12 protein-coding genes and 1 riboswitch are annotated in these 15,642 nt (G+C 45.0%); of the genes, 11 read left to right on the forward strand and 1 reads right to left on the reverse strand.

What is annotated here, in order from left to right; translation table 11 throughout:
- The first annotated feature begins 1 nt into the window (after position 1).
- The 7 genes from murG to lpxC all read left to right on the forward strand — a co-directional run bounded on the left by murG (position 2) and on the right by lpxC (position 8,117).
- Positions 2-1,099 carry an undecaprenyldiphospho-muramoylpentapeptide beta-N-acetylglucosaminyltransferase gene (murG, locus tag ABJ384_RS00500; protein WP_349928236.1) on the forward strand — a complete coding sequence of 366 codons (1,098 nt, stop codon included), beginning with the start codon at positions 2-4 and terminating at the stop codon, positions 1,097-1,099.
- A 14-nt stretch (positions 1,100-1,113) separates the two neighbouring features.
- The gene (gene murC / locus ABJ384_RS00505; RefSeq protein ID WP_086196541.1) at positions 1,114-2,562 is read left to right on the forward strand and encodes a UDP-N-acetylmuramate--L-alanine ligase; all 1,449 of its coding nucleotides are present in this window, start codon (positions 1,114-1,116) and stop codon (positions 2,560-2,562) included.
- A 56-nt stretch (positions 2,563-2,618) separates the two neighbouring features.
- Positions 2,619-3,548 (forward strand): D-alanine--D-alanine ligase, encoded by a 930-nt coding sequence (locus ABJ384_RS00510; RefSeq protein WP_086196540.1) that lies wholly within the window; start codon positions 2,619-2,621, stop codon positions 3,546-3,548.
- 3 nt (positions 3,549-3,551) lie between these two features.
- Positions 3,552-4,406, forward strand: coding sequence for a cell division protein FtsQ/DivIB (locus ABJ384_RS00515; RefSeq protein WP_349928239.1), 855 nt, complete (start codon positions 3,552-3,554; stop codon positions 4,404-4,406).
- 71 nt (positions 4,407-4,477) lie between these two features.
- A complete protein-coding gene (gene ftsA, locus ABJ384_RS00520; RefSeq protein WP_166170610.1) occupies positions 4,478-5,740 on the forward strand; it encodes a cell division protein FtsA in 1,263 nt (420 codons plus the stop codon).
- Positions 5,741-5,899: 159 nt separating this feature from the next.
- Positions 5,900-7,090, forward strand: a complete 1,191-nt coding sequence (ftsZ, locus tag ABJ384_RS00525) for a cell division protein FtsZ (RefSeq protein WP_086196537.1) — start codon at positions 5,900-5,902, stop codon at positions 7,088-7,090.
- A 124-nt stretch (positions 7,091-7,214) separates the two neighbouring features.
- Positions 7,215-8,117: a UDP-3-O-acyl-N-acetylglucosamine deacetylase gene (lpxC, locus tag ABJ384_RS00530; RefSeq protein ID WP_166170614.1), complete on the forward strand. Its 903-nt coding sequence runs from the start codon at positions 7,215-7,217 to the stop codon at positions 8,115-8,117.
- A 97-nt stretch (positions 8,118-8,214) separates the two neighbouring features.
- Here lpxC and ABJ384_RS00535 read toward each other — a convergent pair whose 3' ends face one another.
- A complete protein-coding gene (locus ABJ384_RS00535) occupies positions 8,215-8,655 on the reverse strand; it encodes a DUF721 domain-containing protein (RefSeq protein WP_349928241.1) in 441 nt (146 codons plus the stop codon).
- A 108-nt stretch (positions 8,656-8,763) separates the two neighbouring features.
- On the opposite strand from ABJ384_RS00535, the gene ABJ384_RS00540 reads away from it, so the two are divergent.
- The 4 genes from ABJ384_RS00540 to ABJ384_RS00555 all read left to right on the forward strand — a co-directional run bounded on the left by ABJ384_RS00540 (position 8,764) and on the right by ABJ384_RS00555 (position 15,468).
- Complete coding sequence (locus ABJ384_RS00540; RefSeq protein ID WP_349928243.1) at positions 8,764-9,453, forward strand: M23 family metallopeptidase; 690 nt, start codon at positions 8,764-8,766, stop codon at positions 9,451-9,453.
- Positions 9,454-9,712: 259 nt separating this feature from the next.
- Positions 9,713-12,427 carry a pyruvate dehydrogenase (acetyl-transferring), homodimeric type gene (gene aceE / locus ABJ384_RS00545; protein WP_349928245.1) on the forward strand — a complete coding sequence of 905 codons (2,715 nt, stop codon included), beginning with the start codon at positions 9,713-9,715 and terminating at the stop codon, positions 12,425-12,427.
- Between the two features lie 2 nt (positions 12,428-12,429).
- Positions 12,430-14,445: a 2-oxo acid dehydrogenase subunit E2 gene (locus ABJ384_RS00550; RefSeq protein ID WP_349928247.1), complete on the forward strand. Its 2,016-nt coding sequence runs from the start codon at positions 12,430-12,432 to the stop codon at positions 14,443-14,445.
- Between the two features lie 225 nt (positions 14,446-14,670).
- A riboswitch (yybP-ykoY riboswitch) is annotated at positions 14,671-14,815 on the forward strand.
- Between the two features lie 74 nt (positions 14,816-14,889).
- Positions 14,890-15,468, forward strand: a complete 579-nt coding sequence (locus ABJ384_RS00555) for a TMEM165/GDT1 family protein (RefSeq protein WP_086196531.1) — start codon at positions 14,890-14,892, stop codon at positions 15,466-15,468.
- The last annotated feature ends 174 nt before the right edge of the window (positions 15,469-15,642 follow it).

A 15,642-nucleotide genomic window follows, 5' to 3' on the forward strand; every position in this document is an offset into this window, starting at 1 on the left:
TGTGACCGAAGCAACGCAAACAAAGCCGAAACATGTGATGATGATGGCTGCCGGAACCGGTGGGCATGTTTTTCCAGCACTTGCTGTTGCCAAAGAATTACAGCAGCAGGGAATTCAAGTGTCCTGGTTGGCAACGCCGACAGGCATGGAAAACCGCTTATTAAAAAATCACAATATTCCAATTTACCAGATTGATATTCAGGGTGTACGTGGTAATGGTGCTGTGCGTAAGTTATTGGCACCGTTTAAAATTTTAAAAGCTACTTTAAGCGCCATGCGCTATATGAAACAGCTGAAAGTCGATGCCGTAGCCGGTTTTGGCGGTTATGTGGCTGGTCCCGGTGGTTTGGCTGCCCGTGCCTTGGGCATTCCCGTGATTATTCACGAGCAAAACGCCATTGCAGGTTTTACCAATACCCAGTTATCACGTATTGCCAAAAAAGTGTGTCAGGCATTTCCCGGTACTTTTGCTGAAAGTGCAAAAATTGTGACCACAGGCAATCCGGTCCGTAAAGAAATTACTGAAATTTTAAGTCCATCCTGGCGTTACCAGGAACGTGAAAAAGCTGGTTTGCCGCTACGTGTACTGATTGTCGGTGGCTCACTTGGTGCGCAGGCATTGAATGAGCGTGTACCGGAAGCGTTAAAGCAGCTAAACGTACCATTGAATGTGTATCATCAATGTGGTCAAAACCATGCCGAGACAACCCGTGCCCGTTATGCTGATAAGCCGGTATCGTTGCAGGTTGAAGTCCAGCCCTTTATTGAAGATATGGCTAAAGCTTATGCTGATGCCGATCTGATTATTTGCCGGGCCGGTGCTTTAACCGTGACAGAAATTACAACGGCAGGTGTGGCAGCTGTTTTTGTGCCGCTACCAAGTGCGGTCGATGATCACCAAACGGCGAATGCCAAATTTTTAGCCAAAACTGGGGCGGCAAAAATTTGCCCGCAAGCCACTTTAACCCCGGACAGTTTAAAAGAACTTTTAGTCCCGTTGATGAATCGCCAATTGTTGTCTGAAATGGCAGTCAAGGCACGTCAACAGGCTCAACCAGATGCAACCCAACACGTGGTTCGTTTAATTCAAGAATTGTAAAATTAGAGTAATATATGTCTCCATCTACTCCTGCTGATCAAGCAAAAAAGTTAATCAAAGTGCCTGAAATGCGCCGTATCAAACACATTCATTTTGTCGGAATCGGTGGTGCAGGGATGTGTGGCATTGCAGAAGTATTGAAAAACCAGGGCTATCGAGTATCTGGTTCTGATATTAAGGCCTCAAAAACTACGGCTCAGCTCGAAGAAAACGGTATCAAGGTTTATATCGGTCATGCGGCTGACAATATTAAAGATGCCAATGTACTGGTGGTTTCAACTGCGATTGATCCGGAAAATCCGGAAATCAAGGCAGCGATTGAGAGTCGTATTCCAGTGGTTCGCCGTGCAGAGATGCTTGGTGAGCTGATGCGTTACCGTCACGGTATTGCTGTTGCTGGTACGCATGGTAAAACCACCACGACAAGTTTGGTGACTTGTATGCTGGCAGAAGAAAATCTTGATCCAACCTATGTGATTGGTGGTTTGCTGAACCGTACCGGTGTCAATGCGGCACTGGGTGCCAGCCGTTATATCGTGGCTGAAGCGGATGAGTCAGATGCATCATTCCTGCACTTGCAGCCTATGGCCACCATTGTGACCAACATTGATGCGGATCATATGGATACCTATGGCGGCAGCTTTGATGTGCTGAAAGATACCTTTGTCCAGTTCCTTCAAAAACTGCCATTCTACGGCCTGGCTGTGGTGTGTGGTGATGATGCCAACATCCGTGAAATCATGCCACGTATTGGTCGTCCAGTGTTGACTTATGGCTTTAATGAAGACAATGACATCCGTGCTGTCGATGTCGATCAGGACGGTATGCGTACTCACTTTACCGTGCTGCGTAAAAATCGTGAACCGCTTCGTGTGACGGTGAACCAGCCTGGTTTGCATAATGTGCTTAATGCCTTGGCAGCAATAGGTATCGCTACGGATGAAGGCGTTTCTGATGGCGCGATCTGCCGTGCATTAGAAGGCTTTAGCGGTGTAGGTCGTCGCTTCCAGGTTCAAGGTGAATTTGAGATTGAAGGTGGCAATGTGAAACTGGTGGATGACTATGGTCACCATCCTAAAGAAGTCGAAGCTACCATTAAGGCTGCGCGTCAAAGTCATCCAGACCGCCGCCTGGTGATGATGTTCCAGCCGCATCGCTTTACCCGTACCCGCGACTGCTTTGATGACTTCGTCGATGTATTGTCACAAGTTGACCAATTGTTATTGCTGGAAGTGTATCCTGCAGGCGAGAAGCCGATTGTCGGGGCAGATAGTCGCAGTCTGGCGCGCAGTATCCGTTTGCGCGGTGAGGTTGAACCGATTTTGATTGATCCTGTAGATGGCAATTTACAAAATGTGATGCAAAAAGTGTTGCAGCCAAATGACTTGTTATTAACGCAAGGCGCAGGTAATGTGGGTGCGATCTCGGTTGAGCTTGCACAAAATAAATTGTATTTAAAATAATCACTTTCTGTGTTTTTGAGTGTGATCTTTCAGTTATAAAGTTTAAGGATATAAACGTGGCAAATGCTTCAAAATTCGGCAAAGTTGCCGTATTGCTTGGTGGTAAATCAGCTGAGCGCGAGGTTTCTCTAGATAGTGGTAAAGCTGTGCTTGAAGCATTGGTGCGTTCGGGCGTGAATGCCGAAGCTTTTGACCCGCAAGAGCGTAGTGTAACTGAACTGGTGAACTATGACCGTGCTTTTATTGTCTTGCATGGTCGCGGTGGTGAAGACGGTCAAATCCAAGGTACATTGGAATGGTTGAATATTCCTTATACCGGTACCGGTGTGCAAGGTTCTGCAATTGGTATGGACAAGGTGAAGACCAAGCAGGTCTGGCAAGGTTCGGAACTGCCAACGGCCCCCTATCGCATTGTGACCAAAGATTCTGATCTGGATGCCATTGTGGACAGCATTGGTCTGCCGTTTATTATCAAACCGGTACATGAAGGTTCAAGTATTGGTATGAGTAAAGTTGAACGTAAGGAAGACTTTGCCGATGCGATTGCCAAAGCTACTGAACACGACGCCGTGGTGATGGCAGAAAAATGGATTACCGGCCGTGAATTTACCATTGTGATTTTAAATGGCCAGGCTTTGCCGATTATTCGCCTGGAACCGCCAAAAGATGTGGCATTCTATGACTATGAAGCCAAGTACAACCGTAATGACGTGCAGTACGGCATTCCGTGTGGTTTAACCGAAGAAGAAGAAAAACGTCTACAAGCTTTGTGTTTACGTGCTTTCCAGGCCGTAGGTGCAAGTGGTTGGGGCCGTATTGATGCCATGCAGGATGAACAGGGCAACTTCTGGTTACTGGAAGTGAATACTGTTCCGGGCATGACCAGTCATTCTCTAGTACCAAAGGCGGCAAAAGCTGTAGGCTATAGTTTTGATGAGTTATGTGTGGCGATTTTAGAACAGACTTTAACGGCTGCGGCTCACTAGATTATGGCTCAACTCCCTGCTTCAATGCGTCGTAAACGAGCAGCAATTACCTCTATTCATGAGAAGCCACCTACACCCAAGGAAAAGCTTGCGAATTTGGGTGGCTGGTTGTTGCTGCTGGTTGCACTTGCCGTATTGGCAGTGGGGATCTATGGTCTGTATGGTGTCATGACGGATGCCCAGGTGGCTAAACTGAGTGTAGTGGGTACCCGCTCAGAGGCTGAAAATCGCCAGGTCATGACCCATGTTGCACCCAAGGTGACAGAAAATTATTTTACCTCTGATCTGGAACAAATCCGTGATCAGGCTTTAGCGTTGTCTTGGGTAGATCGCGTGGTAGTCTCACGTGCATGGCCAAATTCAATTCGTGTGCGCATTATGCCGCGTCATGCCATTGCCCGTTGGGGAACCGGACGGCTATTGAGTGACAGTGGTGATATTTTTGCAGAAGTGGTGCCGCAGAATAACCAGAAATTACCTTTACTGCATGGTCCCGCTTCTCAGTCAAAAATGATGATGCGTCGCTACAATGAAATTAACCAGTTGTTCCTGCCGGTCAACATTCGTTTAAAAGAATTATATTTAACAGAACGTATGACCTGGTTCATGCAGTTTGATTCGGGTTTGCGCATTATTGTCGATCAGGATCAGACCATGGGTAAACTTCAACGCTTGAGTCATCTGGCACAAAGTGATCTAAAACCCGTTTGGGCTAAAATTTCGTCAGTAGACTTGCGTTATAGAAACGGATTGGCCATACAATGGAAGAATGCAGCACCCCCGAATATTGTAAATGGTCATTTTGTTGTAACGATTGATGACACAAGCATTGCAGATACAAGAACGGTAAAGCCATAATTGAGCGGCTTTATATAAAATAGAGGCTTAAGGCCATAAATTAACTAAACACGTAATGGTAGTAGTAGATAATGAATGAAGCTGTTCCCTCGGTTGTTGCGATTGACATTGGGACACACAAAGTTTCAGTTTTGATTGGTAAGGTACATGCGCCAGACAATATCCAAGTGATTGGGATGGCAACCGCTCGTAACCGAGGCATGAATAAAGGAAAAATTGTAAGTCTCGATAAGGTCATCACTGCAATTAAAAATGCCGTACAAGAAGCAGAAGATATGGCTGAATGCCGGGTGCATTCTGCTTGGGTTTCCATTCCAAGTGCAGAATTAAAAAGCTTTTATGCCTCAGGCCGTACTCCGATTGAAAATAGCGACCACACAATTACAACAAGCGAAGTGGTTCGCGCACTCGAGTTGGCCAAAGCCAGTCATTTGACTTCAGACCATTATCTGGTGAGTGCGGTACCTTTAGGTTTTGAACTGGATGATTCTGCTGAATGGGTGCAAAATCCGATTCGCATGTCTGCACATAGCATGATCGGGCATTACCAGCTGATGATGTTACCGATCAGCACCATGCAAAATCTGGATCGTGCCCTTAAAGGGGCCAATATTGGCGTGGAGAAAATGGTGGTTTCCTGTTTGGCGACTGCTGAAGCCAGTTTGCTGAAAGATGAAAAAGAATATGGGGTATGTTTGGTCGATATCGGTGCCGGTACCACCAATATTGCCGTTTATCTGGATGGTCGCCTGGCATTGACGCATACCTTGCAGCGTGGGGGAGAGCATGTCACCCGTGATATTGCTGCGGTATTGCAAACCACCACTGAAGAAGCTGAACGGCTGAAATTGTTGTATGGCTGTGTTGACCTGAAAGTGGTTAAACCTGACCATATGATTCAATTTCAGGGCATTGATGGTCCACAGACCATTAGCCGTATTGAATTGGCAGAAATCATTATTGCGCGTTATGAAGAGATTCTGACCCAGGTTCATCAAGAATTAAAGCAGAATGGGGCCATTCATGGTCTGTATCATGGTGTGGTTCTGACGGGTGATGCCAGTCAAATTGAAGGTATGGTGAATTTGGCACGTCATATGTTGGGGGTGTCAGCGCATTTAGGCAATCCACCAGTACAAGTACATGCTGATGAACAGAATCAGGCGGCTTTGCGCCGTTCACAGTATGCCACTGCTGCCGGCTTGTTGATGTTTAGCCAAAGTGATACGCAAGATACCATTGTAGAAGCGACAGATCCTGAAAAACTGACTCTATTTAAGCGGGTCGGTCGGGCATGGTCAGCGTTAAACAATCAGTTAAAATCGATATTTTAAGTGAAATTTATTGGGAATATTGTAAGGAAGTTGTTCGTCTAACGGCTTGCACTTGACAAGCGTGTGGTTGGACAGCATCCTAAACTCAATTTTTATTAAGATCAAGGCAGTATACGGGCTTAAGTGACTGCCAATTACGAATTAGGAAATCCAAAGGTCATGGCCTCATTTGAATTTTTAGAAGATGATCAAAACGATAGCAACGGTCAAGCCCGTTTCACTGTATTTGGTGTTGGTGGTGCTGGTGGTAATGCCGTGCAACACATGCTTGAATCCGACATTCAAGGGGTAAAATTTGTTTGTGCCAATACCGACAAACAAGCTTTAGACCGTATGAATGCGCAATTCAAAATCCAGTTAGGTGAACAAAGCACGCGTGGTCTGGGTGCCGGTGCAAATCCTCAAGTGGGCCAAACCGCTGCTGAAGAAAGCCGTGAGCTGATTCGCCAGCATCTGGAGGGTACCGACATGGTATTTGTCACTGCCGGTATGGGTGGTGGTACAGGTACGGGTGCTGCGCCAGTTGTTGCTGAAATTGCCAAAGAAATGGGCATTTTAACTGTGGGTGTGGTGACGACTCCGTTTAACTTTGAAGGTAAGCGTCGTCAACAGTCGGCAGAAAAAGGCATTGAAGCTCTGGAAGCACATGTCGATTCATTAATTATTATTCCTAACCAGCGTTTGCTTAAAGTCTTCCGTGACATTTCCATGAAAGATGCTTATAAAAAAGCAGATGATGTATTGCTGAATGCAGTGCGCAGTATATTTGATCTGGTGGTTCGTCCAGGGCATATCAACCTTGACTTCGCCGATTTGAAAACGGCCATGAGCACTCGCGGTTATGCGATGATGGGTGTGGGTTCAGGTCGTGGTGAAACACGTGCCCGTCAGGCGGCTGAACAGGCTATTCGCAGCCCACTACTGGATAACGTGACTATTATGAATGCCAAAGGCATTTTAATTAATGTCACCGGTGGTGATGATGTGACCTTCGGTGAAATTGAAGAAATTACCGATGTCGTCAACCAGATTGTTGATCTGGATGAAGGTCAGGTGTTCTACGGTACGGTCTTTGATCCGGATGCGCGTGATGAAATCAGTGTCACTGTAATTGCAACTGGCTTAACCCGTAATTCAGCGGACTCTGCGGATACGGTAAAACGTCCATCAGTACAGTCTGCAACACGTCCAGTCAATCATACGGCTCAGGCTGTCGTTGAAGATGATGATGTGCCAGCCATTCAACGTCAGCAAAATGAGGCAGGAACGGCACCTGCTCCAGCAGTCGGTTCAGCCCGTCCAACGCCAATGAGTATTCAGGATTACTTGAAAAATCAGCAACGTAAATAAGGGTAAATTTATGCAGAATGCATAAATTCAACAGAAAAGGTAGTCGCAAGACTACCTTTTTATTTTTTATCAATGGCTAAATATGCTAACGTATAGCGGTTTGATGAGCAGATGATAGAAAAACATGTTGAAACAACGTACCCTACAGCGTGTCGTGAAAGCGAGTGGTATTGGTCTTCATAGTGGGCAAAAAGTCTTAATTAACTTTGTGCCGCACCATGTGGATGGGGGTATTGTATTTCGACGTATCGATTTAGATCCGCAGGTGGACATTCCAGCAGATGCCATGCTGATTCAAGAAGCATTCATGTGTTCAAACCTGGTTCAGGAAAATGCCAAAGTCGGGACCATTGAGCATGTCATGAGTGCCATTGCAGGACTGGGGATTGATAACCTGATTATTGAAGTTTCGGCTTCAGAAGTTCCGATTATGGACGGCAGTGCTGGTCCATTTATTTACCTGCTGATGCAAGGCGGATTACAAGAACAGGATGCGCCGAAAAAATTTATAAAAATTTTAAAACATGTTGAAGCATTCATTGATGATAAGCGTGCAGTATTTCATCCGCATGACGGCTTCCAGCTCAACTTTACCATTGATTTTGATCATCCTGCATTTAAAAAAGAATACCAGTCCGCAACCATCGACTTTTCTACCGAAACTTTTGTCTATGAAGTCAGTGGAGCACGTACTTTTGGTTTTATGAAAGATCTGGATTATCTAAAAGCCAATAATCTGGCCTTGGGGGCGAGTCTGGACAATGCCATTGGCGTGGATGAAACCGGTGTAGTCAATGAAGAAGGGCTTCGCTTCTCAGATGAATTTGTCCGTCACAAAATTCTGGATGCAGTCGGGGATTTATATCTCTTAGGCCACCAGATTATTGCCAAATTTGATGGGTATAAGTCCGGACATGCCTTAAATAATCAATTATTACGCAATGTTAAAAGTGATCCAAGTAATTACGAAATTGTAACATTTGATGACATTAATCAATGCCCAATTTCTTATGTAAGTGTGACATAAGTTATTGTCTTTTAATGCACACGTTATAATATAACAAAATGAATTGTTAAGCAGTTCACATGTTTTTTTTCTTAATGCAAAGATATGCCTAGATTGGTTACTTTTTATTTCTTGCCAAACGTAGCATAGCTTGGCTAAGCTTAGGGTCGCTTACAAAGTCGGCAGCACCACGCAGTAAGTCTTGAGTATCTGGACTAAGGGATCGGGACAGAGATTGGGGTTTTAAAGGGGGTTGCGTCTGAATTCTTAATCGTACTTGCAATTTTTGTAAGTCTTTAAATTCAGGTAATTGTAACAATTGTGAGATATATTGCTTTTGAAGATAGGCAAGCTGGCTAATCATGGCTTGATTTGCACCCGTAATCGTCAAAATGCCATATTGATAACAAACAACTTGCCATTGCTCCGGTTGGGGCAATATTGGTTGAATGAGTTTTGTAAGTTTCTGCCATGCAGCAACTTGTGTAGAGAGAAACGTAAAGTTTCCTGTTTTTAAGTGTTTTCTTGTTTGTTGAAAGATGTTAACTGGTTCCGACATACATTGTTCCTACATACTTGTGTCTTAATCTTACGCACTTCTTTTAGTGGATATCAAGGAAGAGATCACGCAAGGACATTGACTAAGAACAGTTAAAAGAGGTTTTTTATGCATACGCGACGTATTTTATTAGCGTTTTCATTGGCAGCTTCTGCCGCATCTGTGGCTTTTGCAGATTTAGTTGAATTAAATCCTAACTCTAATAATGTATCGGAAGATCGCATTGAACAATTGACTCGTACTTTGGCTCAAGGGTCTTATGCAGAGTCAAATGATATTGATCTTCCTGCTGAAACCAGAATGAATGTTCAATTGCGTGAAAAAACAATTGAATTAAACAATGAATCATTGGCTAAAAAATATGGTTCAAAGAATTCACAAACTTATTCTGGCAACGCTTACTCCTGGTTAGTATCTCATCCTCTTCCAGCCATGAAACGTGTGAGCTCAGACTTTGGTGGCCGTACCATGGGTGGCCGCGCTGAAAATCACTCTGGTCTGGATTTGTCCGCACCAAGCGGTACGCCTATTTATGCGACTGGCCCAGGTGTAGTGACCAAATCGGGTTGGGGTACAGGTTATGGCCAATACGTGGAAATTAATCACGGTAATGGCTATTTAACCCGTTATGCGCATGCATCGCGTTTAATTGCTCGTGTTGGTGATCGTGTAGAAGCAGGAGAGCAAATTGCTAATGTAGGTTGTACAGGTCGTTGTACCGGTCCACATTTGCATTATGAAGTAGTGAAAGATGGACAACGCAAAAATCCATCTACTTATTTAGCAATGTTGCCATAAGACAGATGTACATATTCGTTAAAGAGTAACTCTAGGGCATTTAGAGCTTTCGAATATAATAGTATCATTCAAGAGAATAGTTATTGTATAAAAAACCGCCTTTATTGGCGGTTTTTTGTTTTATTGCGTAAAGAATGGTCAAAGAGTATTTATTATCTAAATAATAGTGGTATTCCGTATTCAGTTGTGGCGATAACTGATGCCCTCTAAAGTGTGATACATATAGAAACTATAAATAAGCTTAAGGAATAGGTGAAATATGGCGTTTTATGGTGATACCGACGCGCAAGAAACCCAAGAATGGCAAGATGCATTTGACTCGGTTTTACAGCATATGGGTACAGAGCGTGCTGCATTTTTGTTAGAAAAACTCTATCAGCGCGCGATTGCCAAGCATGTTCCTATTCAGCGTCTAAATACTCCTTATCTTAATACCATTTCAGTTGAAGAAACCCCGGCCATGCCAGGTGACCAGGATATGGAACGCCGTATCCGTGCCCTGATTCGCTGGAATGCCTTGGCAATGGTGTTACGTGCCAATAAAACCGGTGACGACCTGGGGGGTCACCTGGCCAGTTTTGCATCTTCTGCAACCTTGTACGATGTTGGTTTTAACCACTTCTTCCGTGCCAATAGCGACCACTTTGGTGGTGACATGATCTACTATCAAGGTCACTGTGCCCCTGGTATTTATGCGCGTTCATTTCTGGAAGGTCGTTTGACTGAAGATCAGCTCAACAATTTCCGCCGTGAAGTGGGTGGCAATGGTTTACCGAGTTATCCGCATCCTTACTTGATGCCGGATTATTGGCAGTTCCCGACCGTATCGATGGGTCTGGGTCCGATCATGTCGATCTATCAGGCGCATATTCAAAAATACCTGATGAACCGTAGCCTGATTAAAGAAGAAGACCGTAAAGTCTGGGCTTACCTTGGCGATGGTGAGATGGATGAGCCAGAAAGTACTGGTGCGATTTCACTTGCTGGCCGTGAAAAGTTAGACAACCTGGTATGGGTGGTGAACTGTAACTTACAACGTCTGGACGGTCCTGTTCGCGGTAACGGTAAAATCATTCAGGAACTTGAATCTTTATTCCGTGGTGCAGGCTGGCGCGTAATTAAAGTCGTGTGGGGTCGTCATTGGGATCCATTACTTGCCAAAGACGAATCTGGTGCTTTAAAAGCCGTGATGGAAGAAGCGGTGGATGGTGATTATCAGCGTTATCAGGTGAAAGGTGGTGCATATACCCGTGCTCACTTCTTTGGTAAATACCCAGAAGCTGAAGAACTTGTTAAAGGTCTAAGTGATGAAGACATCGATAACTTAAACCGTGGCGGTCATGACCCTTACAAAGTCTACGCTGCCTATGCCGAAGCAATGAAGTCTACAGGTCAGCCAACCGTAATTTTAGCGAAGACCGTCAAAGGCTATGGTCTGTCCGAAGAAATTGAAGCGGTCAATAAAACGCATCAAATCAAGAAAATGCAGCTTGAATCACTCAAGTATGTACGCAACCGTTTCAATCTGCCATTTACCGATGAACAGCTTGAAGAAGTTCCATTTTACCGTCCAAGTGAAAACTCGCCTGAAATTAAATATATGAAGGCGCGTCGTGAAGCTTTGGGAGGGTATTTACCCGCTCGTCGTAAAGAAAGTGAATCATTGCCAATCCCTGACTTGTCTGTCTTTGATGCCGTATTAAAAGGTTCAAATGGCAAACAACAATCAACCACGATGGTCATGGTGCGTTTAATCTCGGCGTTGTTGAAAGAAAAAGCAATTAAAGACCGCGTGGTTCCGATCGTACCGGATGAAGCGCGTACCTTTGGTTTAGAAGGCATGTTCCGTCAGCTCGGTATTTATGCTGCACATGGTCAGAAATATACTCCCGAAGACCAAGAACAGCTGATGAACTATCGTGAAGCCAAAGATGGTCACATGTTACAGGAAGGAATTAACGAGGCCGGTGCGATGAGTGCATGGGCAGCCTTGGCAACCAGTTATTCAACCAATAACCTGCCGATGATTCCAATGTACATGTACTACTCGATGTTCGGTTTCCAGCGTATTGGTGACATTGCCTGGGCAGCCGGTGATGCACAGGCACAAGGTTTCTTGCTGGGTGCAACCGCGGGCCGTACTACATTGAACGGTGAAGGTTTGCAGCATCAGGATGGTCATTCGCACATTCTGGCCAACACCATTCCAAACTGTGTGTCTTATGACCCATGTTTCGGTTATGAACTTGCGGTGATCGTACACGATGGTTTGCAACGTATGTATGTCAATCAGGAACGTGTGTTCTATTACCTGACCGTCATGAACGAAAACTATGAGCATCCGGAAATGCCGCAAGGTGTGGAAGAAGGTATCAAGCGCGGTATGTATCTGTTTGAACAAGATGAAAAAGCGACTGTTCAACTGATGGGTTCCGGTGTGATTCTTCGTGAAGTGATTAAAGCGGCGAAAATCTTGCGTGATGAATACCAGATTCACTCGAACGTGTGGAGTGTGACTAGCTTCAACGAACTGGCACGTGATGGTATGGCTTGTGAGGAATACAACCGCCTGCATCCATTGGCTGAAGAAGCGAAGGAATCTTGGGTGTCTCAACAGTTGCGTGAAACTGACGGTATTGTGGTTTCTGCAACCGATCATATGCGTGCTTATAGCGAACAGATCCGTGCCTATCTTCCAGACAACCGTCCATTCGTAGCCTTGGGCACCGATGGTTACGGTCGTTCCGATACCCGTGGCAATTTACGTAGTTACTTCGGTGTCGATGCCGCGCACATTGTCGTGGCAACCTTGAAGAAACTGGCTGATGAAGGTGAAGTTGATGCGCGTTTGGTGAAAGATGCCATCTCCAGTTTTGAACTTGATACTGATCGTCCAGTCGCTTGGGCACCTCAAGCACACCCTGAAATTCAGGCGGTTGCGGACTATAAAGAACAATCAGGTGAGGAGAACTAAGCATGCAAATCAAAACACCTGATATTGGGGTAGATAAAGCCACCGTTGCTGAAATTTTAGTGAAAGTGGGTGATAGCGTCGAGGTAGATGACAGCCTGGTTTTGCTTGAATCGGATAAAGCCTCTGTTGAAGTGCCAAGTACTTCGGCAGGGATGGTGAAAAGTATTACGGTTGCAGCGGGCGATGTGGTTTCAGAAGGTTCGGTCCTGATTGAACTGGAAGCTGAAGACGGTTCAACCAGTGCGACTGAAGTCCAGGAAGCAGATGCTTCACAGAAGACTTCGGAAAATACTCCGACCTCGCTACCTGATCAGGAAATTAAGCAGGAACGGTCATTTCATCAACCAGCAGCTTCTGCACCGAAGGCTCCGACTGGCAGCTCTTCAATTGTTGAAGTGCAAGTACCTGACATTGGGGTAGAAAAAGCCCTGGTCGGTGAAATTTTGATCCAGGTAGGTGATGAAATCGCTGTCGATCAAAGCATTGTGGTGGTGGAATCTGATAAAGCCACTGTAGAAGTGCCAAGTACTGTTTCAGGTACGGTTGAGAGCGTTGAAGTTCGGGCAGGCGACACAGTCAAAGAAGGTGTGGTTCTGCTCAAAGTGAAAACAGCATCTTCAGCTGTTGAAGCAGCACCAAGTACAGCTTCTACAGAAACATCTTCTGTGAATGCGCCAAAAACAGAAACATCAGTTCAGGCACCTGTAGCCTCTGCACCAAGCGGAGACGTTGAAATTGCTGTGCCTGATCTGGGTGTAGATAAAGCTGTAGTGGCGGAAATTTTAGTTCAAGTCGGTGACACGGTTGAGGCGGATCAAAGCATTATTGTGGTTGAATCTGATAAAGCGACCGTTGAAGTACCAAGCTCATCGGCAGGGGTAATTAAAGCCATTCACGTACAAATGGGGCAAAATGTCTCACAAGGCATGGCTCTGGTAACCATCGAAGTGGAAGGACAGGCAGTTGTAGCTCAGCCAGCTAAAGTTGAAGCTACTCCTGCAGCCAAAGCAGCACCTGCTCCGGCAGCAGTGCCACAAGCGGCTACATCTGTAGAACAAGCACCCGTTCAATCGGCTGATAAGCTGAGCAAAGAGCAGAATGCTGCCAATGCCAAAGTCTATGCCGGTCCTGCGGTGCGTAAGCTGGCGCGTGAGTTGGGCGTGGTCTTGGCTGATGTGAAAGCATCTGGTCCACATGCACGCTTGATGAAAGAAGATGTTTTTGCTTATGTAAAAACACGCTTAACTGCATCTCAAGCTGCACCGTTAGCACAGACTGTAGCACAAGTTCCTGGTTTGCCTGCATTGCCAGACTTCTCGGCATTTGGTGGTGGTGAAGTGAAAGCCATGACCCGTCTGCAACAGGTATCTGTGCCGCAATTGTCATTGAATAACTACATTCCACAGGTGACCCAGTTTGACCTGGCAGATATTACCGAACTTGAAGCATGGCGTGGTGAACTCAAAGCTAAGTTTAAACAAGACGGTATTAGCCTGACGATTCTGGCTTTTATTGCCAAAGCAGTCGCTCATCTGTTGAAGGAAGAGCCGTATTTTGCAGGCCATTTGGCAGACGATCAAAAATCGGTATTGCTGCGTAATGAAATCCATATGGGGATTGCCGTGGCAACACCGGATGGTTTGACTGTACCGGTACTGCGTAATCCAGATCAAAAATCAATCAAGCAAATTGCAGTTGAACTGGGTGAGCTGAGCAAGAAAGCACGTGACAAGAAATTGTCACCGAAAGATTTGCAAGGTGCGAACTTTACGATTACCAGCCTGGGTTCAATTGGCGGTACCGCATTTACCCCATTGGTGAACTGGCCTCAGGTGGCGATTTTAGGTATTTCACCAGCCACCATGCAACCGGTCTGGAATGGTACAAGTTTTGATCCTAAGCTGATGCTTCCATTGTCATTGTCTTATGACCACCGGGTGATTAATGGCGCAGATGCAGCACGCTTTACCCATAAGCTGACCAAATTGTTGGCGGATATCCGTAGTCTGTTGCTCTAATTTCAGTTTAGGCTACACAAAACCCTGCTTCGGCAGGGTTTTGTTATGAAAGCTTTGGTGTTGAGACATACACAGACTCATTCTTATGATAGGGATAAGACGCTGAACACAGCCGTTTAAAATGATCTTTAATGCAATTTTTGTCATGAGTAGCAATGTTTAGCATTATCCTGAAATGATATTTTTAAAGTCATTTGAAAATTTTTATCTTTCAGCTTAAAATGCATGCACTTCATTGGGGAGTAGCCGCTTTTTACGCAATGTAAAAAGGTGATGGTCAACATAATTGTTCCACAGAACATGGTCATCATAGCAAAGAACCAAATGATCTTTTGATCATGATTTTCTTTTTGTTGGCAAGACCTTTGATTTACCACTCTGCTCAATTTGGCTAGCAGGAGGGGTGAGTCACAGGTTTTATTATGCTAGCCAGAGAAATACATCATGCTTTCAGCCTTCCTGATTTCTTTAGCTGTTGTTGCCTTGTCTGAAATGGGTGACAAAACTCAATTGCTGGCTTTACTGCTGGCCGCGCGTTTCCGTAAACCTGTACCAATTCTGATTGCAATTTTTCTGGCGACCGTGGTCAACCATGGTGTTTCCGCTGTACTGGGTCAATGGATTACCACTGTTCTGAGCCCGACCGTATTGTTATGGATTGTTTCTCTTGGATTTATTGGGATGGCGGCCTGGATGCTGATTCCAGATGAACTGGATGATGAAACTGAAAGTATTAATAAATGGCAAAAATATGGCGTCTTTAGTGCCACGTTTGTTTTATTCTTTCTGGCAGAAATTGGTGATAAAACCCAGATTGCTACCGTGGCCCTTGCCGCGCGCTTTGACAGTGTTGGCTGGGTAACATTGGGAACTACACTGGGCATTATGCTGGTCAATGCTCCTGCGGTCTTTATTGGTAACAAACTGGCAGAAAAACTACCGATTTCACTGATTCATAAAATTGGTGCAGTTGTGTTTTTAGTGATAGGTGTGGCGGCACTGGTACAACATTATTTCTTTTAAATTTGAATAGCATTAAAAAAATCCTGGCATTTTTGTCGGGATTTTTTATTGAGAAATACCGCACAATTTACTGATAAATCTACCAGTATTCAGATGTTATTTTGTTGTAAATTTCCATGAATCCCTATATGTTGAGAGGAATTAAAAATTTAGTTTAAAAACGATATTTTGGGG

Origin of the sequence: Acinetobacter sp. A1-4-2 (assembly GCF_040233925.1) — a bacterium.
Taxonomy (GTDB): Bacteria; Pseudomonadota; Gammaproteobacteria; order Pseudomonadales; family Moraxellaceae; genus Acinetobacter.